The sequence below is a fragment of the uncultured Paracoccus sp. genome (genome assembly GCF_947487305.1).
Taxonomy (GTDB): domain Bacteria; phylum Pseudomonadota; class Alphaproteobacteria; order Rhodobacterales; family Rhodobacteraceae; genus Paracoccus.
The window spans coordinates 477,805-502,920 of sequence record NZ_CANKWH010000001.1; the positions used below are offsets into that span (position 1 = coordinate 477,805).

The 25,116-nt window shown below is 66.0% G+C and carries 21 protein-coding genes, 1 tRNA gene and 1 pseudogene; 7 read left to right on the forward strand and 16 right to left on the reverse strand.

The features are described 5' to 3' along the window. Positions 1-112: 112 nt before the first annotated feature. Positions 113-538: an OsmC family protein gene (locus tag Q1A36_RS02450; protein WP_299839203.1), complete on the forward strand. Its 426-nt coding sequence runs from the start codon at positions 113-115 to the stop codon at positions 536-538. Then, positions 538-1,380, forward strand: a complete 843-nt coding sequence (locus tag Q1A36_RS02455; RefSeq protein WP_299839205.1) for a transglutaminase family protein — start codon at positions 538-540, stop codon at positions 1,378-1,380. The genes Q1A36_RS02450 and Q1A36_RS02455 overlap by 1 nt, the downstream gene beginning before the upstream one ends. Before the next feature lie 6 nt (positions 1,381-1,386). Here Q1A36_RS02455 and Q1A36_RS02460 read toward each other — a convergent pair whose 3' ends face one another. Both Q1A36_RS02460 and Q1A36_RS02465 read right to left on the reverse strand, forming a co-directional pair. Then, complete coding sequence (locus Q1A36_RS02460; RefSeq protein WP_299839208.1) at positions 1,387-2,292, reverse strand: DMT family transporter; 906 nt, start codon at positions 2,290-2,292, stop codon at positions 1,387-1,389. Next, complete coding sequence (locus tag Q1A36_RS02465; protein ID WP_299839211.1) at positions 2,289-3,884, reverse strand: peptide chain release factor 3; 1,596 nt, start codon at positions 3,882-3,884, stop codon at positions 2,289-2,291. Before Q1A36_RS02465 ends, Q1A36_RS02460 begins: the two co-directional genes overlap by 4 nt. A gap of 159 nt (positions 3,885-4,043) precedes the next feature. On the opposite strand from Q1A36_RS02465, the gene Q1A36_RS02470 reads away from it, so the two are divergent. Further along, positions 4,044-4,343, forward strand: coding sequence for a hypothetical protein (locus tag Q1A36_RS02470; protein WP_299839213.1), 300 nt, complete (start codon positions 4,044-4,046; stop codon positions 4,341-4,343). Here Q1A36_RS02470 and Q1A36_RS02475 read toward each other — a convergent pair. Continuing rightward, on the reverse strand, positions 4,340-5,113 hold the full coding sequence (locus Q1A36_RS02475; RefSeq protein ID WP_299839216.1) for an alpha/beta fold hydrolase: 774 nt from the start codon (positions 5,111-5,113) through the stop codon (positions 4,340-4,342). The genes Q1A36_RS02470 and Q1A36_RS02475 overlap by 4 nt on opposite strands. Beyond that, positions 5,107-5,916, reverse strand: coding sequence for an alpha/beta hydrolase (locus Q1A36_RS02480; RefSeq protein WP_299839219.1), 810 nt, complete (start codon positions 5,914-5,916; stop codon positions 5,107-5,109). Before Q1A36_RS02480 ends, Q1A36_RS02475 begins: the two co-directional genes overlap by 7 nt. Positions 5,917-6,004: 88 nt before the next feature. Between Q1A36_RS02480 and Q1A36_RS02485 the strand changes: the two genes are divergently transcribed. Beyond that, positions 6,005-6,400 carry a hypothetical protein gene (locus Q1A36_RS02485; protein WP_299839222.1) on the forward strand — a complete coding sequence of 132 codons (396 nt, stop codon included), beginning with the start codon at positions 6,005-6,007 and terminating at the stop codon, positions 6,398-6,400. Positions 6,401-6,418: 18 nt separating this feature from the next. Here Q1A36_RS02485 and Q1A36_RS02490 read toward each other — a convergent pair whose 3' ends face one another. Beyond that, complete coding sequence (locus tag Q1A36_RS02490; protein WP_299839224.1) at positions 6,419-7,681, reverse strand: Nramp family divalent metal transporter; 1,263 nt, start codon at positions 7,679-7,681, stop codon at positions 6,419-6,421. Positions 7,682-7,993: 312 nt separating this feature from the next. Beyond that, positions 7,994-9,283 carry a serine hydroxymethyltransferase gene (gene glyA / locus Q1A36_RS02495; protein WP_299839227.1) on the reverse strand — a complete coding sequence of 430 codons (1,290 nt, stop codon included), beginning with the start codon at positions 9,281-9,283 and terminating at the stop codon, positions 7,994-7,996. Between the two features lie 182 nt (positions 9,284-9,465). On the opposite strand from glyA, the gene Q1A36_RS02500 reads away from it, so the two are divergent. Next, positions 9,466-10,221 carry an NAD kinase gene (locus Q1A36_RS02500; protein ID WP_299839229.1) on the forward strand — a complete coding sequence of 252 codons (756 nt, stop codon included), beginning with the start codon at positions 9,466-9,468 and terminating at the stop codon, positions 10,219-10,221. An 18-nt stretch (positions 10,222-10,239) separates the two neighbouring features. Here the strand turns inward: Q1A36_RS02500 and ccmE are convergent, their stop codons facing one another. The 3 genes from ccmE to Q1A36_RS02515 form a co-directional block, all read right to left on the reverse strand. Further along, positions 10,240-10,689 carry a cytochrome c maturation protein CcmE gene (gene ccmE, locus Q1A36_RS02505; protein ID WP_299839350.1) on the reverse strand — a complete coding sequence of 150 codons (450 nt, stop codon included), beginning with the start codon at positions 10,687-10,689 and terminating at the stop codon, positions 10,240-10,242. Positions 10,690-10,707: 18 nt separating this feature from the next. After that, positions 10,708-11,520, reverse strand: coding sequence for a glutamate racemase (murI, locus tag Q1A36_RS02510; RefSeq protein WP_299839232.1), 813 nt, complete (start codon positions 11,518-11,520; stop codon positions 10,708-10,710). 76 nt (positions 11,521-11,596) lie between these two features. Continuing rightward, positions 11,597-14,998: an indolepyruvate ferredoxin oxidoreductase family protein gene (locus Q1A36_RS02515; RefSeq protein WP_299839235.1), complete on the reverse strand. Its 3,402-nt coding sequence runs from the start codon at positions 14,996-14,998 to the stop codon at positions 11,597-11,599. Between the two features lie 162 nt (positions 14,999-15,160). Here Q1A36_RS02515 and Q1A36_RS02520 point away from each other — a divergent pair, with 162 nt between their 5' ends. Continuing rightward, complete coding sequence (locus tag Q1A36_RS02520; RefSeq protein WP_101750973.1) at positions 15,161-16,066, forward strand: LysR family transcriptional regulator; 906 nt, start codon at positions 15,161-15,163, stop codon at positions 16,064-16,066. Positions 16,067-16,434: 368 nt separating this feature from the next. On the opposite strand, the gene Q1A36_RS02525 is transcribed toward Q1A36_RS02520, so the two are convergent. The 4 genes and pseudogenes from Q1A36_RS02525 to araD form a co-directional block, all read right to left on the reverse strand. Further along, on the reverse strand, positions 16,435-17,406 hold the full coding sequence (locus Q1A36_RS02525) for an aldose epimerase family protein (protein ID WP_299839238.1): 972 nt from the start codon (positions 17,404-17,406) through the stop codon (positions 16,435-16,437). A gap of 6 nt (positions 17,407-17,412) precedes the next feature. After that, on the reverse strand, positions 17,413-18,276 hold the full coding sequence (locus Q1A36_RS02530; protein ID WP_299839241.1) for an SMP-30/gluconolactonase/LRE family protein: 864 nt from the start codon (positions 18,274-18,276) through the stop codon (positions 17,413-17,415). Next, the gene (locus Q1A36_RS02535; RefSeq protein WP_299839244.1) at positions 18,273-19,217 is read right to left on the reverse strand and encodes a Gfo/Idh/MocA family oxidoreductase; all 945 of its coding nucleotides are present in this window, start codon (positions 19,215-19,217) and stop codon (positions 18,273-18,275) included. Before Q1A36_RS02535 ends, Q1A36_RS02530 begins: the two co-directional genes overlap by 4 nt. Beyond that, positions 19,204-20,989, reverse strand: a pseudogene (araD, locus tag Q1A36_RS02540) (L-arabinonate dehydratase). The gene Q1A36_RS02535 and the pseudogene araD overlap by 14 nt, the downstream one beginning before the upstream one ends. A gap of 210 nt (positions 20,990-21,199) precedes the next feature. Here araD and Q1A36_RS02545 point away from each other — a divergent pair. Continuing rightward, positions 21,200-21,289 (forward strand) — tRNA-Ser (locus Q1A36_RS02545). 226 nt (positions 21,290-21,515) lie between these two features. Here the strand turns inward: Q1A36_RS02545 and Q1A36_RS02550 are convergent. The 3 genes from Q1A36_RS02550 to gltX all read right to left on the reverse strand — a co-directional run bounded on the left by Q1A36_RS02550 (position 21,516) and on the right by gltX (position 25,049). Continuing rightward, entirely contained in the window at positions 21,516-22,169 is a 654-nt protein-coding gene (locus Q1A36_RS02550) for an SDR family NAD(P)-dependent oxidoreductase (RefSeq protein ID WP_299839247.1), read from the reverse strand. A 117-nt stretch (positions 22,170-22,286) separates the two neighbouring features. Beyond that, positions 22,287-23,579, reverse strand: a complete 1,293-nt coding sequence (locus Q1A36_RS02555; protein WP_299839250.1) for a citrate synthase — start codon at positions 23,577-23,579, stop codon at positions 22,287-22,289. A gap of 69 nt (positions 23,580-23,648) precedes the next feature. Then, the gene (gltX, locus tag Q1A36_RS02560) at positions 23,649-25,049 is read right to left on the reverse strand and encodes a glutamate--tRNA ligase (RefSeq protein WP_299839253.1); all 1,401 of its coding nucleotides are present in this window, start codon (positions 25,047-25,049) and stop codon (positions 23,649-23,651) included. Between the last annotated feature and the right edge of the window lie 67 nt (positions 25,050-25,116).

Below are 25,116 nucleotides of genomic sequence, written 5' to 3' on the forward strand. Positions count from 1 at the left end.
AGAGGCTCGCTGCCCGCCCGCCGTGCAGTTGCACAAAAAGCAACCCTAGCGGGTTGAACCGGCGCTGACCCAATGGCGTTGATCAGGCAGACAGAACGAAAGGAGCTCTGCGATGATCAAGAAATCGGGTTCGGCCAAGTGGGATGGCGGTCTGAAGACCGGTGGCGGCACCGTCTCGACGCAATCGGGGGCGCTGAAGGATCAGCCCTACGGCTTCAACACCCGTTTCGAGGGTGTGGCCGGCAGCAATCCCGAGGAATTGCTGGGCGCTGCCCATGCCGCCTGCTTCTCGATGGCGCTGTCCCTGATGCTGGAACAGGCCGGGATCAAGAACACCTCGGTCGAGACCACGTCCGAGATTTCGCTGGAGCCCGATCCCGCCGGTGGCTTCAAGGTGACGAAGGCGCACCTGGTCACGAAGATCTCGGGCGATGGCGACCGCGACGAGATGCTGAGGCTGGCTGGCGAGGCCGAGACCGGCTGCCCGATCAGCAAGGTGCTGAACGCCGAGATCTCGTTGGACGCGCAGGTGGTATGATGCGGCTCCGGGTCGGCCACGAGATCACCATTTCTGCCGACCGGGACACACCCTTGGTCTGCCTTGTCGCGCCGCATGTGTCGCGGCAGGGCGACTTTCTGGGTCCCGAACGGGTCGAGACCGACCCGCAGGTGCCCATCCACAGTTATTTCGACCTCTACGGCAATATCTGCCGGCGCCTGATCGCGCCGGCAGGCAGGTTCACCCTGCGGGGCGATGTGACCCTGCTCGATGACGGGCAGGTCGACGAGGTGGACGAGGCCGCGCCCGAATGGCCGGTCGAGGCGCTGCCCGACGACGTGCTGACCTTTCTGACCGGTTCTCGCTATGTCGAGACCGACCTGATCAGCCAGGAGGCCTGGGATCTTTTCGGCGGGGTCGCCCCCGGATGGGGCCGGGTGCAGCATATCGTGGACTATGCCAATGCCCGGTTGACCTTCGACTACCAGCAGGCCTCGGCCACCCGCACCGCGACCGAGGCCAATGCGGGCCGCGTCGGCGTCTGCCGCGACTTCGCCCACTTGGCGCTGGCCTTCCTCAGGGCGCTGAACATTCCGGCGCGCTATGTGAACGGCTATCTGGGCGATATCGGCGTGCCCGATCCGGGTCATCCGATGGATTTCTCGGCCTGGATCGAGGTCTATCTGGGCGGCAAATGGTACACCTTCGACCCCCGGAACAACGCCGCCCGCATCGGCCGCGTGGTGGTGGCGCGCGGCCATGACGCCGCCGATGTGCCGCTGTTGAACAGCTTCGGTGCGCACCGGCTGGAAAAGTTCACCGTCTGGTGCGATGCGGTCGACGAGCAGGGTCAGAAGATCGACGGCATGGCCTTCGCCTGAGGGCGGTCAGCGCAGGAAGATCAGCGCCATGCCGGCGCAGGCGATGGCCGCGCCCAGCCAGCTTGCCCCGGTCGGTCGCTGCCCGGTCCTGAGCCACAGCATCGGCAGGATCAGCACCGGCGAGGTCGCCGACAGGGTCGAGATGATCCCGACCTTGCCGCCCGCCAGCGCGAACATCAGCAGTGTCATGCCGAGGCCCAGCCCGATGAAGGCTGTCGCCAGCGCGGGCCAGAGGACGGCAGGCGTGATCGGGTTCGGCGGCCCCAGCGGCACCCGCGCCGCCATCATGGCGCTGGCCGAGATCGCCATGCAGAGACCCGAGGCCGCGACCCGGATCAGCGAGGCGACATAGGGATCGACCCCCAGCTCCATCACCGGGCGTGCGACCAGCGCCCCGCCAGCCTGCCCCAGTGCGGCGCCAAGCCCAAAGGCGATGCCGGTCAGGATGATGCCCTCGGTCTGCTCGAAGCGGTGGGCATGGGCCGGCGGGCGGCCGACGATGGCGATGGCGACACCGACGGCGGTGGCGGCGATGCCCAGAATGGCCTGCCCGTTCAACTGCTCGTCCAGCAGCAGCCAGCCAAGCGCCGCCGCCATCGGCGCGTTCAGCGCGAAGACCGCGCCGGCGCGACGCGCCCCCAGCCGCCCGACGGCGGCGAAGTTCAGCGTGTCGCCGATATAGATGCCGATGATGCCCGAGATGACCAGCACCACGGCGGACCAGCGCGACAGGTCTGTGCCCTGCGACCAGATCGCGACGATGCCGCTGAGCAGGACGATCACGAAGCCATGCCGCAAGAGGTTGAAGCGGAACGGCCCGATTTCGCGCACCGCGCCGGTGACGATGGTGCCGGTAAAGGCCCAGCAAGCCGCCGCCCCAAGGGCGGCCAACTCGTGAACCGGCAGGCTCACACCATCATCTCTTTCGTCGCCGTCAGCTTCAGGTCCGGGTGATCGCGCACCACGCGGTCGATGTCCCATTGCAGCCGGGTCAGGTAGACCGGATCGCCATCATGGTCGCTGGCCATGTGCTGCTTGTTCTGGTTGGCAAAGGCGTCGAGTTTCGCCTGCGGCCCGCTGACCCAGCGGGCCGAGGTGAATTGCGAGGGTTCGAAGCGGACCGGGATGCCGTATTCGATCTCGATCCGGCTGGCCAACACCTCGAATTGCAGCTGGCCCACCACGCCGACGATGAAGCCCGAGCCGATCATCGGCTTGAACACCTTGGCGGCACCTTCCTCGGCGAATTGCATCAGCGCCTTTTCCAGGTGCTTGGCCTTCATCGGATCGCCCGAGCGGACGGTCTGCAGCAGTTCCGGCGCGAAGGAGGGGATGCCGGTGAAGCGCAGCCCCTCGCCCTCGGTCAGCGCGTCACCGATGCGCAATTGCCCGTGGTTCGGAATGCCGATGATGTCGCCGGCCCAGGCCTCCTCGGCCAGTTCGCGGTCGGCGGCGAGGAACAGCACCGGGTTGGTCACGGCCATCGGCTTCTTCGAGCGCACATGCGTGAGCTTCATCCCGCGCTCGAAATGGCCGCTGGCCAGGCGCACGAAGGCCACGCGGTCGCGGTGCTTCGGGTCCATGTTCGCCTGCACCTTGAAGACGAAGCCGGTCACGGGGTTTTCCTCGGGGGCAATCTGGCGTTCAGCCGCCATCTGCGGCTGCGGCGTCGGGCCGTATTGGCTGATGCCGTTCATCAGTTCCTTCACGCCGAAGCTGTTGATGGCGCTGCCGAACCAGATCGGCGTCAGATGACCTTCAAGGAAGCTCTGCCGGTCGAAGACGGGCAAGAGTTCCCGCGCCATCTCGACCTCTTCGCGCAGCTTCGCCAGCAGGTCCGCCGGGATGTGATCGGCCAGCTTGGGATCGTCGAGGCCCGAGATCTTGACCGATTCCGCCACCTTGTTGCGGTCGGCGCGGTCCATGATCTCCAGCCGGTCATGCAAGAGGTCATAGGCGCCGATGAACTCGCGCCCCATGCCGATGGGCCAGCTTGCCGGGCAAACGTCGATCGCCAGGTTTTCCTGGATCTCGTCGATGATCTCGAAGGTGTCGCGGCTTTCGCGGTCCATCTTGTTGCAGAAGGTCAGGATCGGCAGGTCGCGCAGCCGGCAGACCTCGAACAGCTTCCGGGTCTGGCTCTCGACGCCCTTCGCGCCGTCGATCACCATGATCGCGGCGTCCACCGCCGTCAGCGTGCGATAGGTATCTTCCGAGAAATCGCTGTGGCCCGGCGTGTCGACGAGGTTGAAGCGGTGCCCGTCATATTCGAAGGACATGGCCGAGGCCGAGACCGAGATGCCCCGGTCCTGTTCCATCTTCATGAAGTCCGAGCGCGTGCGCCGCGCCTCGCCCTTGGCCCGCACCTGCCCGGCCATCTGGATCGCCCCGCCGAACAGCAGGAATTTCTCGGTCAGCGTGGTCTTGCCGGCGTCCGGATGCGAGATGATCGCAAAGGTCCGGCGGCGGGCGATTTCGGGCGGGAGGTCGGGGCGGTTTTCCATGCCGCGCATGTAGCCGCTGCCGGGGTAATCTGCAATGCGGGGCGCGTGAGCCGGGGGCGCTTCGCCCCCCGGACCCCCAGAGGATATTTGCGCCAAGATGAAATGGGCGCGCGGAGCGATTAACCGGGCGTTAAGCTTGCGGGGGCTAGGGTCCTGGTCATGCGTCTTGCCTTGCTCAGCCTTTTCCTGCTCGCGGGTTGCGAAACCGCACATCCGACGATGATTGGATCGGTGAAGCGCGAGGTCGTTGTGCAGGGCCTACGTTTCGTCACCTTCCAGAAGGGCGACGAGGTCGAGGTGCTGCGCATGGGCTATCTGAAGCGCAGCGAACGCGCGGGTGTGCAGGCGCTGATGGCCGAGGCCGCGGCAGCAACCACCGGCTGCCGGGTCATCCCCGACAGCATCCGCACCCGCATCCCCGGCGACAGCGGCGAGGCGATGTTCGATCTCGACTGCTAGTCGCGGGCGAGGAACCCGGCCACGGCCTCGGCAGTCTCCTCGGGCTTTTCGGCATGAAGCCAATGCCCCGCCCCCTCGATGCGCCGGATCTGTGCCTGCGGGAACAGGCGCTGGATTTCCGCCTCTCCGGCGGCATCGACGTAATCCGAGTCGGCGCCCGCGATGAACAGGGCCGGCCCGGTGAAACGCCCGGCCGTGACCGCATCCGCCGGCCAACCGACCAGCCGGTCCATCTCCTCGCGCAGCACCTTGAGGTTCAGCGTCCAGCGCGCGGGCTGGGATTTCAGGTCCAGAGATTGCAGGAAGAAGGCGCGCAGGCTGGGGGCGTGCAGGATCTCGGCCAGCCGCTTGTCGGCTTCCGAGCGGCGGTCGAGCCCGGTCAGATCGAGCGCCTCCATCTGGTCGATATAGACCGACTGGCTGTGCGGATAGGCGACCGGCGCGATGTCCAGCACCGCCAGCCGCTCGACCATCTCGGGCCGGGTCAGCGCCAGCATCATCGAGGCCTTGCCGCCCATGGAATGCCCGACCACATCCATCCGCCCGCCATGGGCGTCGATCACCTTGGCCAGATCATCGGCCAGCGCCGGATAGCTGTGATCCTCGTCATGGAAGCTGTCGCCGTGATTGCGCATGTCGACGCTGACGACGCGGCGGCCCTGAGCCAGCCGACGGGCGATGCCGCCGAGATTGCGGCCCTGACCGAAAAGCCCATGGACCAGCAGAACCGGCGTGCCCGGCCCCTCGCCCGTGATGATCGTGTTCAGCATATCGCCCCCGTCCTGTTTCTGCCCTCGACGGGCAAACCCGCCAGAAATTCCGCCACCGCCGCCACGGTGCCGGCCTCGTCGCTGCGATGGGGGAAATGCCCCTCGCCGGCCATGAGCCGCAGCACTACCGGACCGCCCGCCCGCTCGGCAAGCCGCAAGGGATGGGCGGTGCTGCCATAGTCATCCGCCTCGCCATGGATCGCCAGCACCGGGCAGCGGAGCTGCGCCAAGGCGGCGTCGAGGGTCCAGTCGGCGAAGACCGGCGACAGCCAGGTCTCGGTCCAGGCGTCGAGCACCCAAGGCGCCTTCTCGCCGTGCCAGCGCGCCAGCCGTTCCATCTGCCCCGGCGCGGCGAAGCCTGCCTTGGCCTCGCTGATGCCCTGCAGGGTCAGCGGCTCGGCGAAGGTCTGGGCCGAGATCGTCACCAGCGCCCTGCAGCGATCCGGGAAGGCAGCAGCAATGCCGATGCCCATGCCGCCGCCGACGCTGTGGCCGAGGATGGCGAAGTGCTCGATCCCCAGCGCCGCGATCACCCGGGCGAAATCGCCCCCTGCCTCGCCGGTGACGAAGCCGGGCCGGTCCAGTTCGCCGGGATGCGGGTCCGAGCGGCCGAAGCCGAGCCGGTCATAGGCTAGCACCCGCCGCCCTGTTGCCCGCGCCAAGGCCTCGGGAAAGCCGCGCCACAGGTCTACGGAACCGAGGGAATCATGCATCAGGATCAGCGGCACCGCGCCATCGCCAGCCCAGTCCCGCAGGAACAGCCGCCCGCGCGGTGTCTCGATCCAGTGCTCGGTGATGCTCATGCGCGCCCTCCTGCCGATGCGAACCGATCATGTTTTCCCGCCCGCTTCAAGCTGGCGCCGCCCCGGCGCAGCCCCTATGCTGCCGCCCATGACACAGGCACAGACCCCCGAAGATATTCGCAACATGGCCGACGAGGTCGCCCGGCTGATGGCCGAGCGCTTTGGCGGGGCGCGGCGGGGCGAGTTTCCCGGCCTTGCCGAGATGATCCGCCGACGCGGCGCCGCCCTGCCCCGGCGGCTCAGGGTGTCGGCGAAAACGCTGGCCGAGGCCGATCAGCGGCTGGCCCAGCCCCGCATCGCCCGGCAGATGGACCTGCGCGCGCCCTCGCGTGCCCATCACCTGCTGACCGCGCATCTGCGCCCGCTTGGCAGCGTCAGCCGCTGGCAGAACCGGGCGGTGAATTTCGCGGCATCGGTGGCACTGGGTCTCTTGGTTCTGGGCGCCGTGGTGATCTGGGTGATGGTGCGGCGCGGTCAGCTCTAGGACCGCGCCCGAACCAGCTTACAGCACCTTCACAATGGCGCCGCGCAACTGATCCAGCGCCAAGGCGGCAAAGGCCAGCGTGCAAAGGACCAGCAGGATATTGGTCAGAAGCTTGTTGCGCCATTCGCGCGGCACCCGGTCGGTGTTCAGGATCCACAGCAGCGTCACCGACATGAAGGGCATGAACAGCGCGCCCAAGACGCCATAGGCGAGGATCAGATAGACCGGCTGGCCGACGAAGAGCATCACCATCGGCGGGATGGTCAGCCAGAAGATGTAGAACTTGTAATAGCGACCGCCGGCCAGACGGTCCGGGTCCTCATGCGGCTTGCCCTGCACATGGCCGAGGAAATCGGCGAACATCAGGCTGACGCCGTTCCAGACGCCAACCAGCGAGGACATCGAGGCGGCCCAGAAGCCGACCAGGAACAGCTTGCTCATCCATGTGCCGTAACGCTCGCCCAGCACGCCGGCCAGATCGACCATGCCCTGATCGCCCGCGCCGATGACGATGCCGGCGGAATAGAGCAGTTCGGCGCCGACGATCAGGGTGGCGACGACGAAGATGCCGGTGACCAGATAGGCGATGCCATTGTCCAGACGCATCACCCGCATGAAGCGCGGCGTGGTCCAGCCCTTCTCGCGCAGCCAGTAGCCATAGGCGGCCAGCGTGATGGTGCCGCCGACGCCGCCGGCGACGCTGAGCACGTTGATCAGCGCGCCCTCGGGGATGATCGGGACGAGGCCGGTCAGGATCTCGCCCAGATTGGGCAAGGTCAGGGCGGCGGCCAGCACCATGGTCACGAACATCAGGCAGACCAGCGCCGTCAGCACCTTTTCGAACCGGTCATAGCGGCCCGACCAGACCAGAAGCATGCCCAGAAGCCCCGAGACGATGCCCCAGACGGCAACGCTGAGAAACGGGAAGAGCGAGTAGAGCGCGAGGCCCGTGCCCGCCATCGCGGCGGCGCCATAGACGAAGCCCCAGATCACGATATAGGGGCCGAAATACCAATGGGTCCAGCGGCCGAGGCTGCTCCAGCCCTCGAAGATGGTGTTGCCGGTGGCCAGCGTATAGCGGCCCGCGCCCTCGACCAGCACCACCTTCATGATGCAGCCGGCGATGATCGCCCACAGCAGCGCATAGCCGTATTTGCTGCCCGCGACGGTGGTGGCGATCAGGTCGGCCGCGCCGACACCGGTGGCGGCGACGACGATGCCAGGGCCGACAAGGCTCCATTTCGGCTCGCCGGTGGATTGGTTCACGTCCCTGACGGTCATGCGACTCGCTCCTCTGCTCGATATGCTCATATCGCCTGAGTTGTGCAGGGAATGCAAAGAGGATGGGGACGGTCGATCCGCAGCCCCCGCCCGGAGCAAGGGCGAAGCCCGCCGGGCGAGCGCCTGCTCGTCCCGGCGGGCTGGCGCTTTGGTGACGCTGGTCCCGAGATCACCCAAGCGAGAGGCTTGGCACCATAAAGTGCATCGGCGCAGCGTGGCAGCGCCACCCCACGGACAGGCGCTCGCCCTCTCTCACATCCATGAAAAAGCCCGCCGCATTCTCATGCGGCGGGCCATAACCTCAACCGGAGATCACATCCCCTGGTACAGCGGGAAGCGCTGGCACAGGGCCTCGACCTCGGCGCGGACCTTGGCCTCGACCTCGGCATTGCCCTCGTCGCCGTTCTGCGCCAGCCCGTCGACGACCTCGACGATCCAGCGGGCGATCTGGCGGAATTCCTCTTCCTTGAAGCCACGGGTGGTGCCGGCGGGCGTGCCGAGGCGGATGCCGGAGGTGACGAAGGGCTTCTCCGGGTCGAACGGCACGCCGTTCTTGTTGCAGGTGATATGGGCGCGGCCAAGCGCGGCCTCGGTCGCCTTGCCGGTCACGCCTTTCGGGCGCAGGTCGGCCAGCATCAGGTGGTTGTCGGTGCCGCCCGAAACGATATCGATGCCGCCCTTCATCAACTCATCGGCCATGGCGCGGGCATTCTTGACGATCTGCGCGGCGTATTCCTTGAACGAAGGGTCCAGCGCCTCGCCGAAGGCCACGGCCTTGGCGGCGATCACGTGCATCAGCGGGCCGCCCTGCAGGCCCGGGAACACCGCCGAGTTGATCTTCTTGGCGATGTCCGGGTCATTGGTCAGCACCATGCCACCACGCGGACCGCGCAGCGATTTATGGGTGGTGGTGGTCACGACATGGGCATGGGGCAGCGGCGAGGGATGCTGGCCGCCCGCCACCAGGCCGGCGATATGGGCCATGTCGACAATCAGGTAGGCGCCAACCTCGTCGGCGATCTTGCGGAAGGCGGCCCAGTCCCAGACCCGGCTATAGGCGGTGCCACCGGCGACGATCAGCTTGGGCTTGTGGGTCCGGGCGGACTCGGCAATCGCCTCCATGTCCAGAAGCTGGTCCTGCTGGCGCACGCCATAGCTGACCACGTTGAACCATTTGCCCGACATGTTCACCGGCGAGCCGTGGGTCAGGTGGCCGCCCGAATTCAGGTCCAGCCCCATGAAGGTATCGCCCGGCTGCAAGAGCGCGAGGAACACCGCCTGGTTCATCTGGCTGCCCGAGTTCGGCTGGACGTTGGCGAAGCCGCAATCGAACAGCTGCTTGGCCCGGTCGATGGCCAGGTCCTCGACGATGTCGACATACTGGCAGCCGCCGTAGTAGCGCTTGCCCGGATAGCCCTCGGCATATTTGTTGGTCAGCACCGAGCCCTGCGCCTGCAGCACGGCCTTGGAGACGATGTTTTCCGAGGCGATCAGCTCGATCTCGTCGCGCTGGCGGCCCAGCTCCTGACCGATGGCCTTGGCAATGGCGGGATCGCTGTCGGCGAGTTCGGCGGTGAAGAAGGCATGGGTCTGGGTGTTCATCGGCTGTCTCCGGCTGGACTGCTGCGCTCGGCTTCCCTTTAGCCGAGGCCGGCGTCGGCATAAACAGCGAATTCGACGCACAGGGGTGCGAAAGCGGCGGCGTAGCGATCGGGGCAGCGATCGGGGCTTGCCTTCCGGGAGCGCAGGCGGAAATCTGGTGCCGGTTGGCAAGGAAAGGCGCCATGGCACCCAGATTGATGTTCGTGGCAAGCGAGACCCCGGTGGCGCAGGACTCGCTCGACCGCCTGACCGCGCGCTATGGCCAGACCCGCCAGTCCGAGGCCGATGTGATCGTGGCGCTCGGCGGCGACGGGCTGATGCTGACCACCCTGCACAAGAATACCGGCCTGCCGGTCTATGGCATGAACCGCGGCACCATCGGCTTCCTGATGAACGACTATGCCGAGGATGACCTGCCCGACCGCATCGCCGAATCCGAGGAGGCGGTGACGAACCCGCTCTCGATGCTGGCCGGCGCGGGCGACGGGCACGAACACCGGGCGCTGGCGATCAACGAGGTCAGCCTGCTGCGAGCCGGTCCGCAGGCGGCCAAGCTGAGGATCAGCGTCGATGGCCGGGTGCGGATGGAGGAACTGGTCTGCGACGGCGCGCTGCTGTGCACGCCGGCCGGGTCGACCGCCTATAACTATTCCGCCCATGGCCCGATCCTGCCGATGGGCTCGGACGTGCTGGCTTTGACCGCCATTGCCGCCTTCCGCCCGCGTCGCTGGCGGGGCGCGATCCTGCCGAAATCGGGAGTGGTGCGCTTCGATGTGCTCGAGCCCGAGAAACGCCCGGTCATGGCCGATGCCGACTCGCGCGGCGTCGACCGGGTGCTGTGGGTCGAGATCCGGTCGGAACCGGCCATCGCCCATCGCATCCTCTTCGATCCCGGCCACGGGCTCGAGGAGCGGCTGACGCGCGAGCAGTTCGTCTAGGATGCGCCGGGCGCAGGATCAGGAATTCGGGTCCTCGTAGACCCCGGCTTCCTTCAGCGAGTCGATGACCTCTTTCGGCATATAGGTCTCGTCATGCTTGGCCAGCAGGTTGTCGGCCTCGAACCGGCCATTGCGGTAATAGCCTTTGGCGATGGTGCCCTGCCCCTCGGAAAACAGGTCCGGGGCCGGATCGCGGCCGACATAGCTGACCGGCACCTCGGCGACATTGTCGGTGATGACGAAATCGAAAGCCACCCCGTCGGTCGCGGTAATCGAGCCTTCCTTGACCAGCCCGCCCAGCTGGAAATACTCGTCCGGGTCCGGCGTGGCTTCGGCCAACTGGCTCGGCGAGCGATAGAGGTTGATGCCGTCGCGAAACCCGTAGCCGATCAGCGCCACGGCCAGGACCAGCGCGACACCCGCCGCGATCAGGATCTGGATGCGGCGCTTTTTCTTCAGCGATTTCATACCTGACATGGGGATACCTCAGGCGGATTCAAAGCGGATCGGGTTGCGCAGGAACTGCGTCGCCTTGCCCGAGACGCGCACCGGGTCGCCGGTGGTCAGGAACTTGGACGCGGTGCCGCTGCCCAGCATCTCGGGCCGACGCATCAGGTAATCGGCAAGGCTGTCGGCGACCAGACCGGCCTGCGAATAGACCTTCACATGATCCCCGAGCGCGCGCTGAAACGCATCCTGCATCAGCGGGTAATGGGTGCAGCCAAGGATCGCGGCCTCGGGATGAGGCATCCGGCGCAGCAGCGCCTCGACATGGCTTGTGACCAGCGCCTCGGCCAGAATTTCATCCCCCTGCTCGATGGCATCGACGACCCCGCCGCAGGGCTGGGCCTCGACATCCACGCCAACGGCGCGAAAAGCCAATTCGCGCTGGAAGGCGCGGCTGGCGACGGTGGCGGGGGTGGCGAACAGCGCCACATGCTTGACCGAGACCTCGCGCGGGGGCGAGTTGTCGCCCCATTGCCGTTCGGTCAGCGCCTCGATCATCGGGACGAAGACGCCAAGGACGCGCTTGTCCTTCGGCAGCCATTTCTCCTGAATCCGGCGCAGGGCGGCGGCGCTGGCGGTGTTGCAGGCGAGGATGACCAGGTCGACGCCTTCCGCCCACAGCCGCTCCACCCCGGCGGTGGTCAGGTCAAAGATGTCATCGGGCGTGCGGGTGCCATAGGGCGTATGGGCATTATCCCCATAATAGACCAGCGGCAGATCGGGCAAGCGGGCGGCAATGGCCTTGTGGACCGTCAGACCGCCCAGACCGCTATCGAATACGCCTACCGCCATGCCACCACTCCCTTGCCGTGCCGGGTTGTTTTAGGCCCGGCAGCGGCATTTGGAAATGGGGCCATTGGTCCAAGGGCTACTCGGCGGCTTCACGCATCGGTGTGCCGCCCGAGCGGAACTGCGCCAGAAGCTCGGCCTGACGGGCCGCGGCCTCATGCTCCGCCTTCTCCTTGACCGGGCCATAGCCGCGGATCGACAGCGGCAGCTCGGCCAGTTCGATGGCGATCGGCATGGTCGCGGGCGTCACCTTGGCGATGACCTCGGCCATGACCTTGGCATAGTCCTTGATCGCCGCACGCTCGCGCCGACGCTCGGGGAAATAGCCGAACGGGTCCAGGGGCGTGCCGCGCAGCCCCTTGAGGCTGGCCAGCACCTTGAAGGCCGGCAGCACCCAGGCGCCGAATTCGCGTTTCTGCGGGCGGCCATCGGCATCCTTGCCGGGCAGCATCGGCGGGGCGAGGTGGAAGGACAGTTTCACATCGCCATCCCACTGCGCCGCGACCTGGCTGGCGGTGGAGAGATGCAGCCGCGCGACCTCGTATTCGTCCTTGTAGGCCAGAAGCTTGTAATAGCCGCGCGCAACGGAGTCGCGCAGCCCCTCGGGCGCGGTGTCGACCAGCTTGCGGAACTTCTTGGCCAGACCCTTGCCCTGATACTCGACCAGACGGCCCTCACGATAGGCGATCGGGTCCTCGGCATGGGCCGGTTCTTCCTCGGGCAGCTTCGCCATCTCGCGGGCCTGTTCGGGGAAGGCCACGGCCCAACGGCCGATCTCGAAGGCGCGCTGGTTCTCGGCCACCTTGGCGCCGTTCAGACGGATCGCCTCGAGAATGGCCTCTTCCGACAGCGGCAGCAGACCGGCCTGCCACGACCCGCCCAGCACCAGCATGTTCGAATAGATCGAGTCGCCCAGGAGGCGCAGCGCCAGATTGTTGGCGTCGAAGAAGGCGACCTTCTCTTTCAGCCGCGCCTCGAGCGACAGGCGCAGACGGTCGGACGGCACCTGGAAATCGCGGAAGCGGGTGAAGTCGCCGGTGATGATCTCGTGATCATTGACCACCGCGCCGGTGCGGCCCGTGGTCATCAAGCCGATGGTCTTGGCCCCGGCCGTCACCACCATGTCGCCGCCGATGATGCAATCGGCCTCGCCGGTGGCGACGCGAATGGCGCTGATATCCTCGGGCTTGTTGGCCAGACGCAGGTGGATGTGCACCGCCCCGCCCTTCTGCGCCAGACCCGCCATCTCCATCATGCCGGCGCCCTTGCCGTCGATATGGGCGGCCTGCGCCAGCACCGCGCCGATGGTGACGACGCCGGTGCCGCCGACGCCGGTGATGACGACGTTATGCGTGCCAGTGATCGTGGGCAGCACCGGCGCAGGCAGCGCCGGGATGTCGAAGGCGGTGGCTTCGGGCTTCTTCAGCTTGCCGCCCTTCACGGACACAAAGCTGGGGCAGAAGCCTTTGACGCAGCTGTAATCCTTGTTGCAGGACGACTGGTCGATCTTGCGCTTGCGGCCAAGTTCGGTGTCCTCGGGCACGATCGAGACGCAGTTCGACTGCACGCCGCAATCGCCGCAGCCCTCGCAGACCTCGGGGTTGATCCAGATGCGGCGGTCGGGATCGGGGAACTGGCCCTTCTTGCGGCGGCGGCGCTTTTCGGCGGCACAGGTCTGGATATAGAGGATGGCACTGACGCCCTGGGCTGTTTCCAGTTCGCGCTGGACGGCCATCATCTTGTCGCGCTCCTCGAAGCGCAGGCCGGCCGGGAACTGTTTGCGGTCCACGTCCTCTTTCTCGTCATAGACGACGATCAGCGGATCGACCCCCATGGCGGTCAGTTCGCGCGCGATCTGCGGCGCGGTCAGCCCGCCCTCGTTCGGCTGGCCACCGGTCATCGCCACGGCGTCGTTGAACAGCACCTTGTAGGTGATGTTGGTCTTGGCCGCCAAGGCCGCGCGGATGGCAAGGCTGCCCGAATGGTTATAGGTGCCGTCGCCGAGGTTCTGGAACACGTGGCCACGCTTGCTGAAAGGCGCCTCGCCGATCCAGTTCACGCCCTCGCCGCCCATATGGGTAAAGCCGTTCGTCTCGCGGCCCATCCATTGCACCATGTAGTGACAGCCGATGCCGGCATAGGCGCGGCTGCCCTCGGGCAGGCGGGTCGAGGTGTTGTGCGGGCAGCCCGAGCAGAACCAGGGCGTGCGGGTGGCGATCTCGGGGGCGTTGTCGTTACGGCGCACTTCGGTCAGGCGGTCCATGCCCGACTTGATGCCTTCGGTGCCGCGGCCTTCCTCGATCAGGATGCCGCCGATCTTCTGCGCGATCATCACCGGGTCCAGCGCATAGCGGGTCGGGAAGATTTCCTCATGGCTGCGGTCATGCTTCCAGCCGATGACCCGGCGGCCGTGGCGGTTGTCGAAGATCGCCTCTTTCAGCTGCACCTCGATCAGCTTGCGCTTTTCCTCGACGCAGACGATCAGGTCCAGATCCTCGGACCATTCCTGCATCGATTTCATGTCCAAGGGCCAGGTCTGGCCGACCTTGTAGGTGGTGATCCCCAGCCGGTCCGCCTCGGCCTCGTCGATGCCCAGAAGCGACAGGGCATGGACCAGGTCCAGCCAGTTCTTGCCGGCGGCGACGAAACCAATCTTCGCGCCGGGCTTGCCCCAGACCGGGCGGTCGATGCGGTTGGCGCGGCTGAAGGCCTCGGCGGCCCACCGCTTGTAATCGATCATCCGCGCTTCCTGCGCCACCGGGGTATCCCCCAGACGGATGTTCAGCCCGCCCTCGGGCAGGTGGAAATCGGGGGTCACGAATTTCAGCCGGAACGGGTCGCCATCGACCACCGCCGTTGCCTCGACCGTGTCCTTCATCGTCTTCAGCCCGGTCCAGACCCCGGCAAAGCGCGACAGCGCGAAACCATAGAGACCGTAATCCAGGATTTCCTGCACACCTGCCGGCGACAGCACCGGGATATAGGCGTCGATCATCGCCCAGTCCGACTGGTGCAGCACGGTCGAGCTTTCGCCGGTATGGTCGTCGCCCATCGCCATGACCACGCCGCCATGGGGCGAGGAACCGGCCATGTTGGCGTGGCGCATCACGTCTCCGGTGCGATCGACGCCCGGGCCCTTGCCATACCACAGCGCATAGACGCCGTCATAGCTTCCCTCGCCGCGCAGCTCGGCCTGCTGGCTGCCCCAGATGGCGGTGGCGGCCAGATCCTCGTTCAGACCGGGCTGGAAGGTCACGTTCGAGGCCGCCAGACGCTTGGCTTCCTTCATCATCTGAAGGTCGACACCCCCCAGAGGGCTGCCGCGATAGCCGGTCACCAGGCCGGCGGTGTTCAGCCCGGCGGCCGCATCGCGCGCGTGCTGCATCAGCATCAGTCGCACCAGCGCCTGCGTGCCGTTCAGCAGAACGTGACGCTTTTCCAGATCGAACCGGTCGGACAGAGAGAACTCTTGCTTGCTCATCTGGCAGTCTCCTCAACAGCTTGATGAATTCTGCGTCATTATAGGTCAGAATTGCTGACCGATGAAGGAAAAACTTCACAACTCTCTTCTATTAAGAGTATGAGGGCGGGGATTTGGGCAATGCAAAACTTGTGGGGCCACTGACGCAGGATTGTGATCGCTATGGACTGGGACAAGCTTAGAATATTTCACGCGGTCGCGGATGCCGGCAGCCTGACCCATGCCGGCGACGTGCTGCACCTGTCGCAATCGGCGGTCAGCCGGCAGATCAGGGCGCTGGAGGATTCGCTTGGCGTGACCCTGTTCCACCGTCACGCGCGGGGGCTGATTCTCACCGAGCAGGGCGAATTGCTGTTCGAGGCGACCTCGTCCATGGCGAGGAAGCTCGACGCCGCCGCCGCGCGCATCCGCGACAGCGAGGAAGATGTCTTCGGCGAGCTGAAGGTGACGACGCCGGTGGGCTTTGGCACGCTGTGGCTGGTGCCGCGCCTGCCGAAGCTCTACGAGAAATATCCCGACCTGAAGATCGAACTGCTGCTGGAAGAACGGGTGCTGGACCTGCCCATGCGCGAGGCCGACGTGGCCATCCGCATGAAGGAACCCAGCCAGTCCGACCTGATCCGCCGCCGGCTGCTGAACATCCGGATGCGGCTTTACGCGTCCGAGAAATACCTGGCCGAGAACGGCACCCCGCCCAGCATCGAGGATCTGGGCAGCCACCGGCTGATCTGCCAAAGCCCCAGCACCCCGCAGGTCAGCGCCGGCGCGGTTTTGACCCAGATGCTGCTGGCCCAGAAACTCGGCTCGACGCTGATGGTGAACAACTATTTCGGCGTCTTGCAGGGCGTGCTGGCCGATCTGGGGATCGGCGTGCTGCCCGATTACCTGGTCGCCGATTTCGAGGGCATGGTGCGGGTGCTGCCAGAGATCGAGTCCGGCGATGTGCCGGTCTTCCTCGCCTTCCCCGAAGAGCTGCGGCAGTCGCGCCGGGTCATGGCCTTCCGCGATTTCGTGCTGGAGGAAATCCAGTCCTATCGCAAATGGCAGACCGAATCAGGCACCGTCTAGCGCGGCGCCACCCACCGAAACGGCAGGAAGCGGCTAGCAAAAATTAATTTTCCCTGATCGGCAACAACCGGCTCGCCAAGACTTTCGTCGCTGAAACGACGCAAAATCTTAACGAATCTACAACTTTCGCGTGTAGCTATTCAGCAACTGCATGGCCGGTATGCTGCATCTGCAGCATTAAGAACTTGCAGAATAGGCAACCTGCACATAAATCTGTCTTCGAAGGCAGGACGCGGCTTTGCTGCTCGCCTTCAACCTCCCTGTTGGACTTAGGCCGGGCTTCGTGCCCGGCTTTTTTTTGATTTCGGCACTGGTAACGGCAGCGTGACGCAATGGCAACCGCATTGCGGCGACTTTGTCGGGCTTGGTTAACCGGCCCGCGAGATCACCAAACGCGTCAGCTGGCGATAGGTCTCGCCCGGCGCCAGACCGGCATCGGGAAAGCCCGGATGGTTCGGCGCGTCGGGCCAGAGCTGCGGTTCCAGCGCAATGCCGCGATGGCCGAGATGGGTGCCGTCATAAATCTGCAATCCCGGCTCGGTTGACTCGATCGTCAGCGCATGGTTCGCGCCCGGCGCGGTCAGATGCGCCACCGGACGGCAGGGCTGCCGACTGGGGGCAAGGCAGAGGTTGTGATCCAGCAGCCCGCGCGCCATCTGCTCCCCAAGCCGGGTCGGCTGGCGGAAGTCGAAGCGCGTGTCCTGAACCGGCTCGACCGCGCCGGTCGGGATCAGGTCGGCATCGACCGGTGTATAGGTCTCGGCCGGGATCGTCAGCAGATGATCGGCGATGCTGTCGGCCCCGGTCAGGTTGAAATAGCCGTGCTGGGCAAAGTTGCATAGGGTCGGCACGTCGGTGATGGCCTCGATCTGGATCTCCAGCACCGGGCCGGTCAGGATGCGATAGGTGACGCGCACATCCAGAGCGCCGGGAAAGCCCATATGGCCGTGGGGCAGATGGTCGGTCAGGGTGATGCTGTCCTCGCCCGCGCCTTCGATCCGCCAGTTCCGCCCGCCGGTCCCGTCATCCCCGCCATGAAGCAGGTGCTGGCCCCGCCAGTTGCGGTCAAGCTGGCGTACCTCGCCGCCGATCACCGCCCGCGCCCCGCCGATGCGATTGGCATGGCGCCCGACGATGGCCCCGAAATGCCGGCCCCGGTCGAGATAGTCCTGATAGGTCTCGAAACCCAGCACCAGCGAGCGCCCACCCTCTGGCTCAAGACGCATCAGGCTCGCGCCATGGGTCATGACCTCGATGCTCAGCCCGCGGGCGCTGATCCGGGCCGCATCGACGGTCGAGCCGTCGCGATGGGTGCCGAAGCGTCTGACGCTCTCGCGCATCCCGGATCAGTCCAGCCGGACCTGATATTCGGCCTGCCCTTTGACACCCAACCCGCCCACCACGAAGGTCTGACCGTCTGCCGCCCCATCCAGCCCTTCGCCCGCAGTCGTGACCATCATCCGGTCAAGGCCTGCCCCGATGAAGGCCGGGCAGGTCGTCTTGCTGGCGGGCAACGCCACCACCCGCCGCAGCGTGCCATCGGGGGCATAGCAGGCCACCCGACCGGCGCCGAATTGCGCGTTCCAGATATTGCCCTCGGCATCCACCACCGCGCCATCGGGGCGCAGCTTCTCGGCCCGCAGATCGACGCACAGCTCTGCCGCACCCTCGGGCCAGCCCTCGCCGTCCAGCCGCTGGCGCAGGATCGTCGAGGTATCGGTATCGGCGTAATAGGCGGTGCGGCCATCTGGGGCGAAGCAGATGGCGTTCGAGACGCCGATCTCGCCATAAAGCTTGCGGATCTCGCCCCGGTAGAAGCGATAGATCGAACCGCGCTGGCCGCGTGGCTTGTTGATCGACATGGTGCCGATCCAGAACCCGCCCATCGGATCAGCCCGCCCGTCATTCGAGCGGGTCAGATCATTATCGGCCTCGAGCGCCCAGCTTTGCCCCGAGCTGCCATCGGCGACGTTGAACACCGTCAGCGCCGTCTGCGATGCGACCAGCATACGGTCGCGGTCGATCCAGCCCGCCGCCGTCACATATTCATCGAACTGCCATTCCCTCGGCGCCCCGCCCTCGATGGTCATCAGCCGCCGGCCAATGATGTCGAACCAGAAGGGTTGCTGGCGCTGGGGGTGCCACATCGGTCCCTCGCCCAGTTCGCAGCGGCGGGGATCGAAGACGGAAACGGCGGGTTCATCGGTCATGGGCTCTGCTCGTCATGAAATTCATCGGTGCGGCGGTGTCGGGCCAACATGAAGGCATCGGCCACCAATGTCATCGGCGAAAGATCGACATCCGAGGCCCGTGCCGCGATCAGCCCGGCAAAATGGTCATAGATCCGGGCATATTCCGACTCGAGCGCCGCCCCGTCCGACAGCAGCCGTCCATCCGCCACGGTGCGCGCGCCGCCTCCCGTCAGCTCGATCCGTCCGGCATCGGTGTCGAACCACATCGACCAGACCTGTTCTCCGGTCTCGCGGAAATCGAAATCGACATCGATCACGGCATCCTCGCCCGTCAGCAGCGACAGCCGCGCGGCAATCGGCGTCTCGCAATTCGCCGGCGTCTCGAATTCGGCGCGGGTGACGCGCACCGGCTCGGGCAGGATATGCGTCAGGATCGAGGTGGCGTTGATGCCCGGATCAAACACGCCCATGCCGCCCGGCTGCCAGATCCAGCCCTGCCCCGGATGCCAGCGCTTCACATCCTCGCGCCAGATCACCTTGCCGCCGGTCACGCGCCGCGCGGCCAGCCAGTCGCGTGCCGGGTCGACGCCATTGGCATGGCGCGAATGCCAGGTGGCATAGAGCACGCAGCCCTGCGCCTCGGCCAGCGCCCGCAGCGCCTCGACCTCGGCCAGCGTCACCCCCGGCGGCTTCTCCAGCAGCACATCGCGCCCGGCCTTCAGCGCCTCGACCGCCAGCGGATAACGCACCTGCGGCGGCACGCAAAGCGCCACGGCGGCAACGCCCGGATGGTCCGCGAACATCGCCGTCATCTCCTCATAGGCCGGCACATCGGGCAGCGACTGCCCGAGGCTCACGGTCGCGGCCAGCCGGAAATCTCGGCAGGCGCGGATTGCGGGCACATGCTGATCCGTGGCGATCTTGCCCAGCCCGATGATGGCGATGTCAGTGGCTGTCACGTCCGACCTCCCTGCCCCGGCAGCCGATCAGGAAATCCAGATCCGCGCCGGTATCCGCCCCCTGCACATGGTGATGGAACATCTGCGCATAGCCGCCCTTCGGCGCCTCGGGCGCACGCCATTCGGCCAGACGCGCGGCGATCTCGGCCTCGCTGACCTCCAAGTGGATGCGCCGGGCTTCGACGTCGATCTCGATCATGTCGCCAGTGCGCACGATCGCCAGCGGCCCGCCCCGCGCCGCCTCGGGCGAGGTGTGCAGGATCACCGTGCCATAGGCAGTGCCCGACATGCGGGCATCGGAAATGCGAACCATATCGGTGATCCCCTTCCTCAGAACCTTGGGCGGCAGGCCCATATTGCCCACCTCGGCCATGCCCGGGTAGCCGCGCGGGCCGCAATTCTTCAGCACCATGACAGAGTTCTCGTCGATCTCCAGCGCCTCATCCTCGATGCGCGCCTTGTAATCGTCAATATCCTCGAACACGACCGCCGGGCCGCGATGGCGCATCAGATGCGGGCTGGCCGCCGAGGGTTTCAGCACCGCGCCATCGGGCGCCAGGTTGCCGCGCAGCACCGCGATCCCACCCGAGGCGGTCAGCGCCCGGTCGGTCGGCAGGATCACATCGTCATTCCAGTTGGTGACATCCTTCACCTCGTCCCAGATGCTGCCGCCGCTGACCGTCAGCGCGTCCTTGTTCAACAGCCCGGCCTCCCCCAGGCGCCGCAGCACCACCGGCAGACCACCGGCATAGAAGAATTCCTCCATCAGGTACTTGCCCGAGGGCATCAGGTTCACGATGGTCGGCACGTCGCGGCCAAGCCGGTCCCAGTCCGCCAGCGTCAGATCGACCCCCACCCTGCCCGCCATGGCCAAGAGGTGAACCACCGCATTGGTCGAGCCGCCGATGGCGCCATTGGTGCGGATGGCATTTTCAAACGCCGCGCGCGTCATGATGTCCGAAGGCTTCAGATCATCCTTGACCATCTGCACGATCCGCCGCCCCGAAAGCTGCGCCATCACCCGGCGGCGACTGTCGACCGCCGGGATCGCCGCATTGCCCGATAGCGCCATCCCCAGCGCCTCGGCCATCGAGGCCATGGTCGAGGCCGTGCCCATCGTGTTGCAGGTGCCCGAGGACCGGCTCATCGCCTGTTCGGCATCGAGAAACTCCTGCTGCGTCATCTCGCCGGCCTTCACTGCCTCCGAGAATTTCCACAGATGCGTGCCAGAGCCGACCCGCTCACCCCGGAACCAGCCGTTCAGCATCGGCCCGCCGGTGACGACGATCGAGGGAATATCGGTCGAGGCCGCCCCCATCAGCAGGCTGGGCGTGGTCTTGTCGCAGCCGACCAGCAGCACCGCCCCGTCGATGGGTTGGCCGCGCATGGTTTCCTCGACCGCCATGGCGGCCAGGTTGCGAAACATCATCGCGGTCGGGCGGAAGGTGTTTTCCGAGGCCGAGAAGACCGGCACCTCGACCGGAAAGCCGCCAGCCTCCCAGACCCCCGCCTTCACCTTCTCGGCCAGCTCGCGCAGATGGCCGTTGCAGGGCGTCAGGTCGGCCCAGGTATTGAGGATTCCGATGACCGGGCGGCCGTCGAACAGATCATGCGGATAGCCCTGATTCTTCAGCCAGCCCCGGTGATAGATGGTGTCGCGCGAATTGCCGCCATACCAGTGCTGCGAGCGCAGCTTGCGTGGCCAGGCGGCGGGGGTGAAGCTCATCTCGGGCGGCCTCCGATGGGTGTTCAGATGGTGCGACCGGGGCCAGACCCCGACCACGTCCCCCAAGCTATAGGCGGCGGTTACATGCCCGAAAAATGATGATATTGATCGGTGATATACCATTGCGCTGACATCGGCATCGGCCCTGCAACGACGCGCGCAATCCCGCCTGCAAGCCTGCCGCCCGACAGGTTTTAGGGGTGAGGCGCGGTTTCCCCCCTTGCCCCTGCCCGCCCGGATCACTAAACGGGTCGGCGGAGATGTGGCCGAGTGGTCGAAGGCGCTCCCCTGCTAAGGGAGTAGACGGGGAACCGTCTCGAGGGTTCGAATCCCTTCGTCTCCGCCATTACCCCCATTCGAGTGCAAGACGCGCACCCTGACAGGGCCGTTGGTGCTGGCCGGTCGAGGGGGTGAACAACGTTTTGCTAGCCTCGGTGAACTCTCTTTATCCATACCGATCTTGAGCGACGCAGTTGGGGCGCGGGGTGAAGCTGATTCTATCACTTGCTCGCAAGATCAAGCCGAGGAAAGTCGAGCCTGAGGCCGTCCTGGTGGCTCGCGTCCACCGCTCGCTAAACCCCCGCCAGGATCCTCGCCGCCTCGTCGCGGGTGGGGGTCAGCCGGGCGCGGTCTTCGCCCGGGTGGAAGCGGGCGCGGGTGGCGGTGGGCATGGGCGCGGGCTGGGCGATCAGGATGCGCGGGCCGGTGCTGGTGGTCTCGGCCTGCCAGCTGCGGGCGAGGGCGATCTGCGCGGCCTTGGTGGCACCGTAGCTGCCATAGAATTTCTCGCCGGCATGGGGATCGTCAAAGAACAGCGCGCTGCCCTTGCGGGCGATCAACAGGGGTTCGACCAGCCCGATCAACCCGCGCGTGGCATTGACGTTCACCTCGACCGATTTCGCCCAGTCCTTGGCGTCGATATGCGAGGTCGGTGCCAGCGGTGCGGCGTGGATGGCGCTGTGCGCCCAGAGATCCAGCCCGCCCCAGCGCCCCTGCACCGAGGAGACCAGCTGCACCATCGCCTCGGCCACGGTCACATCCATCGGCGCCAGCGTGGCGCTGCCACCGGCGGCACGGATGCGGTCGTCCAGCTCTTCCAGCGCGCCCACGGTGCGGGCGACTGCGAGGATATGCCAGCCTTGGGCGGCCAGCGCTTCGGCAAGGGCGGCGCCAAGGCCGCGCGAGGCGCCGGTGACCAGCGCGATTTTCTGGGTGTTGTCGTTCATGGCTGCCCTGTGCCAAACCGGCATGATGCCTGCAAGGGAATTCGGCGGGCGGACCGCCGCCACCGGCGACGCCCCCCTGCCCGTTCAGCAAAAAGGGCCCCGAAGGGCCCTTTTTCCTTAGCGCTTGGCGACATCCACGTAGTCGCGCTTGTTGCTGCCGACATAAAGCTGGCGCGGGCGGCCGATCTTGTTCTGCGGATCGCCGATCATTTCCTTCCACTGGGCAATCCAGCCCACGGTGCGCGACAGCGCGAAGATCGGGGTGAACATCGAGGTCGGGAAGCCCATCGCCGAGAGGATGATGCCCGAATAGAAATCGACGTTCGGATACAGCTTCTTCTCGATGAAATACTCGTCCTCGAGCGCGATCTTCTCCAGCTCCTTGGCAACCTGCAGCGTCGGGTTGTTGTGGATGCCCAGAAGATCCAGCACCTCGTCGGCCGATTCCTTCATCACCTTGGCGCGCGGGTCGAAGTTCTTGTAGACCCGGTGGCCGAAGCCCATCAGCTTGAACGGATCGTTCTTGTCCTTGGCCCGGGCGATGTATTCCGGGATGCGGTCGACGGTGCCGATCTCTTTCAGCATTTCCAGCGCCGCCTGGTTGGCGCCGCCATGCGCCGGCCCCCAGAGACAGGCGATGCCGGCGGCGATGCAGGCAAACGGATTTGCACCCGAGGAACCGGCCAGACGCACGGTCGAGGTCGAGGCGTTCTGCTCGTGATCGGCGTGCAGCGTGAAGATGCGGTCCATGGCGCGGGCCAGGGCCGGATCGACGGTGTATTTCGCCGCCGGGACCGAGAAGCACATGTGCAGGAAGTTGCTGGCGTAATCCAGCTCGTTCTGCGGATAGACGAAGGGCTGGCCGATCGAATACTTGTAAGCCATGGCCGCGATGGTCGGCAGCTTGGCGATCAGCCGGATGGCCGCAACCTCGCGCTGCCAGGGATCGGCAATATCGGTGCTGTCGTGATAGAAGGCCGACATCGCCCCGACCACGCCCACCATGGTCGCCATCGGATGGGCGTCACGGCGGAACCCGCGGAAGAAGTTGTTCATCTGCTCGTGGACCATGGTGTGATGGGTCACGCGGCTTTCGAAATCCCTGAGCTGGTCGGCATCGGGCAGCTCACCGTAAAGCAGCAGATAGCAGACTTCGAGGTAATGCGACTTGGCCGCCAATTGCTCGATCGGATAGCCGCGATACCACAGCTCGCCCTTGTCGCCATCGATGAAGGTGATGGTCGAGTCGCAGCTTGCGGTCGAGGTGAAGCCGGGGTCGTAGGTGAACACGTCGGCCTGACCATAGAGCTTGCGGATATCCAGCACTTCGGGACCAATGGTCGGGGTGAGGATCGGCAGCTCATAGGACTGGTCGTTCAGGACAAGCTTTGCGGATTTGGTGTCGGCCATCTGGGACTCCCTCTCTCGGATAGGCGCGGCGCTACCTGACGGGTGGCGCCGCGAAAAATGCGCGCGGGCTCAGCCCGCCTGATCTGCCTGATCGTTCAGCCGGGCCAGCGTTTCGTCGCGGCCAAGCGCCATCATCATGTCGAACACGCTGGGGGTCGAAGTCCGGCCTGCCAAAGCGGCCCTGACCGGTGCTGCGACCTTGCCCAGACCGACGCCGTTTTCTTCGGCGACCTGCTTGGCAGCTTGTTCCAGATCATCTCGCGTCCAGCTAGCATGCTGCAGTGCGGCAGTCAATGATTTCAGCATACCACGGGATACCGTATCCAGCGCAGCCACCGCCTTCGGGTCGAGTTCCACCGGCCGCTCGACCAGCGCAAAGCGCCCCTGATCCAGCAGCGCCGGCAGGGTTTTTGCCTTTTCCTTCAACGCATCCAGCGCCGGCGTTAGCCAGGATTTCTGACGTTGGGTCAGGGCCGGCTGGCCGGTCTCGGTCAGGAAAGCGTCCAGTTCCCCGAGCAGGCGATCACCGGGCATCTGGCCGATATGCCAGCCGCTGACATGTTCCAGCTTTTTGAAGTCGAGCCGCGCCGGCGCCCGGCCGATGCCGGAAAGATCGAACCATTCCAGCGCCTTGGCATCGTCGAACAGCTCGTCATCGCCATGGCTCCACCCCAGACGCGCCAGATAGTTGCGCATCGCCTCGGCCGGGTAGCCGAGGGCCGCAAATTCGTGCAGGCCGACGGCGCCATGACGCTTGGACAGCTTCTTGCCATCCTCGCCATGGATCAGCGGGATATGGGCGAAGACCGGGCGTTTCCAGCCCATGGCGTCAAAGACCTGCACCTGCCGCGCAGCATTGGTCAGGTGATCGTCGCCCCGGATCACATGGGTCACGCCCATGTCGTGATCGTCGACCACCACCGCCAGCATGTAGACCGGGGTGCCGTCGCTGCGCAGCAGCACCATGTCATCCAGCTGGTCATTGCCAAAGCGCACCTCGCCCTGCACCTGATCGTCGATGATGGTCTCGCCCTCGCGGGGGGCGCGCAGGCGGATGGCATAGGGGGCATCGGGCCAGTCCTCGGGGCCCTTGTCGCGCCACGGGCTCTGGAAGGGCTGGCGCGGATGCGATTCGCGCCATGCCGCGATCTCCTCGGGGGTGGAATAGCAGCGATAGGCGCTGCCCGCCTCCAGCATCGCCCGCGCCACCTCGGCATGACGGGCCATGCCTTCGAACTGGCTGACCGGCTCACCGTCCCAGTCCAGGCCCAGCCATGTCAGGCCCTGCAGGATCGCCGCCGTCGCCTCGGGGGTAGAGCGCGCGCGGTCGGTATCCTCGATCCTCAGCAGGAACTTGCCGCCCCGGCCCCGGGCATAGAGCCAGTTGAACAGTGCCGTCCGCGCGCCGCCGATATGCAGATAGCCGGTCGGCGAGGGGGCAAAGCGGGTGACGATGGGATCGGAGGTCATGGCGGGGCCTTTGTCTCAAGTCGCGCCACGGGTCTTAACCTTCCGGAAAGGCCGCCCGTGGCAGGGT

Coding starts and splice junctions, on each gene's coding strand:
- Q1A36_RS02450 (WP_299839203.1), top strand. CDS start 113: ATGATCAAGAAATCGGGTTCGGCCAAGTGGGATGGCGGTCTGAAGACC.
- Q1A36_RS02455 (WP_299839205.1), top strand. CDS start 538: ATGCGGCTCCGGGTCGGCCACGAGATCACCATTTCTGCCGACCGGGAC.
- Q1A36_RS02465 (WP_299839211.1), bottom strand. CDS start 3,884: ATGGAAAACCGCCCCGACCTCCCGCCCGAAATCGCCCGCCGCCGGACC.
- Q1A36_RS02470 (WP_299839213.1), top strand. CDS start 4,044: ATGCGTCTTGCCTTGCTCAGCCTTTTCCTGCTCGCGGGTTGCGAAACC.
- Q1A36_RS02475 (WP_299839216.1), bottom strand. CDS start 5,113: ATGCTGAACACGATCATCACGGGCGAGGGGCCGGGCACGCCGGTTCTG.
- Q1A36_RS02480 (WP_299839219.1), bottom strand. CDS start 5,916: ATGAGCATCACCGAGCACTGGATCGAGACACCGCGCGGGCGGCTGTTC.
- Q1A36_RS02485 (WP_299839222.1), top strand. CDS start 6,005: ATGACACAGGCACAGACCCCCGAAGATATTCGCAACATGGCCGACGAG.
- Q1A36_RS02490 (WP_299839224.1), bottom strand. CDS start 7,681: ATGACCGTCAGGGACGTGAACCAATCCACCGGCGAGCCGAAATGGAGC.
- glyA (WP_299839227.1), bottom strand. CDS start 9,283: ATGAACACCCAGACCCATGCCTTCTTCACCGCCGAACTCGCCGACAGC.
- Q1A36_RS02500 (WP_299839229.1), top strand. CDS start 9,466: ATGGCACCCAGATTGATGTTCGTGGCAAGCGAGACCCCGGTGGCGCAG.
- ccmE (WP_299839350.1), bottom strand. CDS start 10,689: ATGAAATCGCTGAAGAAAAAGCGCCGCATCCAGATCCTGATCGCGGCG.
- murI (WP_299839232.1), bottom strand. CDS start 11,520: ATGGCGGTAGGCGTATTCGATAGCGGTCTGGGCGGTCTGACGGTCCAC.
- Q1A36_RS02515 (WP_299839235.1), bottom strand. CDS start 14,998: ATGAGCAAGCAAGAGTTCTCTCTGTCCGACCGGTTCGATCTGGAAAAG.
- Q1A36_RS02520 (WP_101750973.1), top strand. CDS start 15,161: ATGGACTGGGACAAGCTTAGAATATTTCACGCGGTCGCGGATGCCGGC.
- Q1A36_RS02525 (WP_299839238.1), bottom strand. CDS start 17,406: ATGCGCGAGAGCGTCAGACGCTTCGGCACCCATCGCGACGGCTCGACC.
- Q1A36_RS02530 (WP_299839241.1), bottom strand. CDS start 18,276: ATGACCGATGAACCCGCCGTTTCCGTCTTCGATCCCCGCCGCTGCGAA.
- Q1A36_RS02550 (WP_299839247.1), bottom strand. CDS start 22,169: ATGAACGACAACACCCAGAAAATCGCGCTGGTCACCGGCGCCTCGCGC.
- Q1A36_RS02555 (WP_299839250.1), bottom strand. CDS start 23,579: ATGGCCGACACCAAATCCGCAAAGCTTGTCCTGAACGACCAGTCCTAT.
- gltX (WP_299839253.1), bottom strand. CDS start 25,049: ATGACCTCCGATCCCATCGTCACCCGCTTTGCCCCCTCGCCGACCGGC.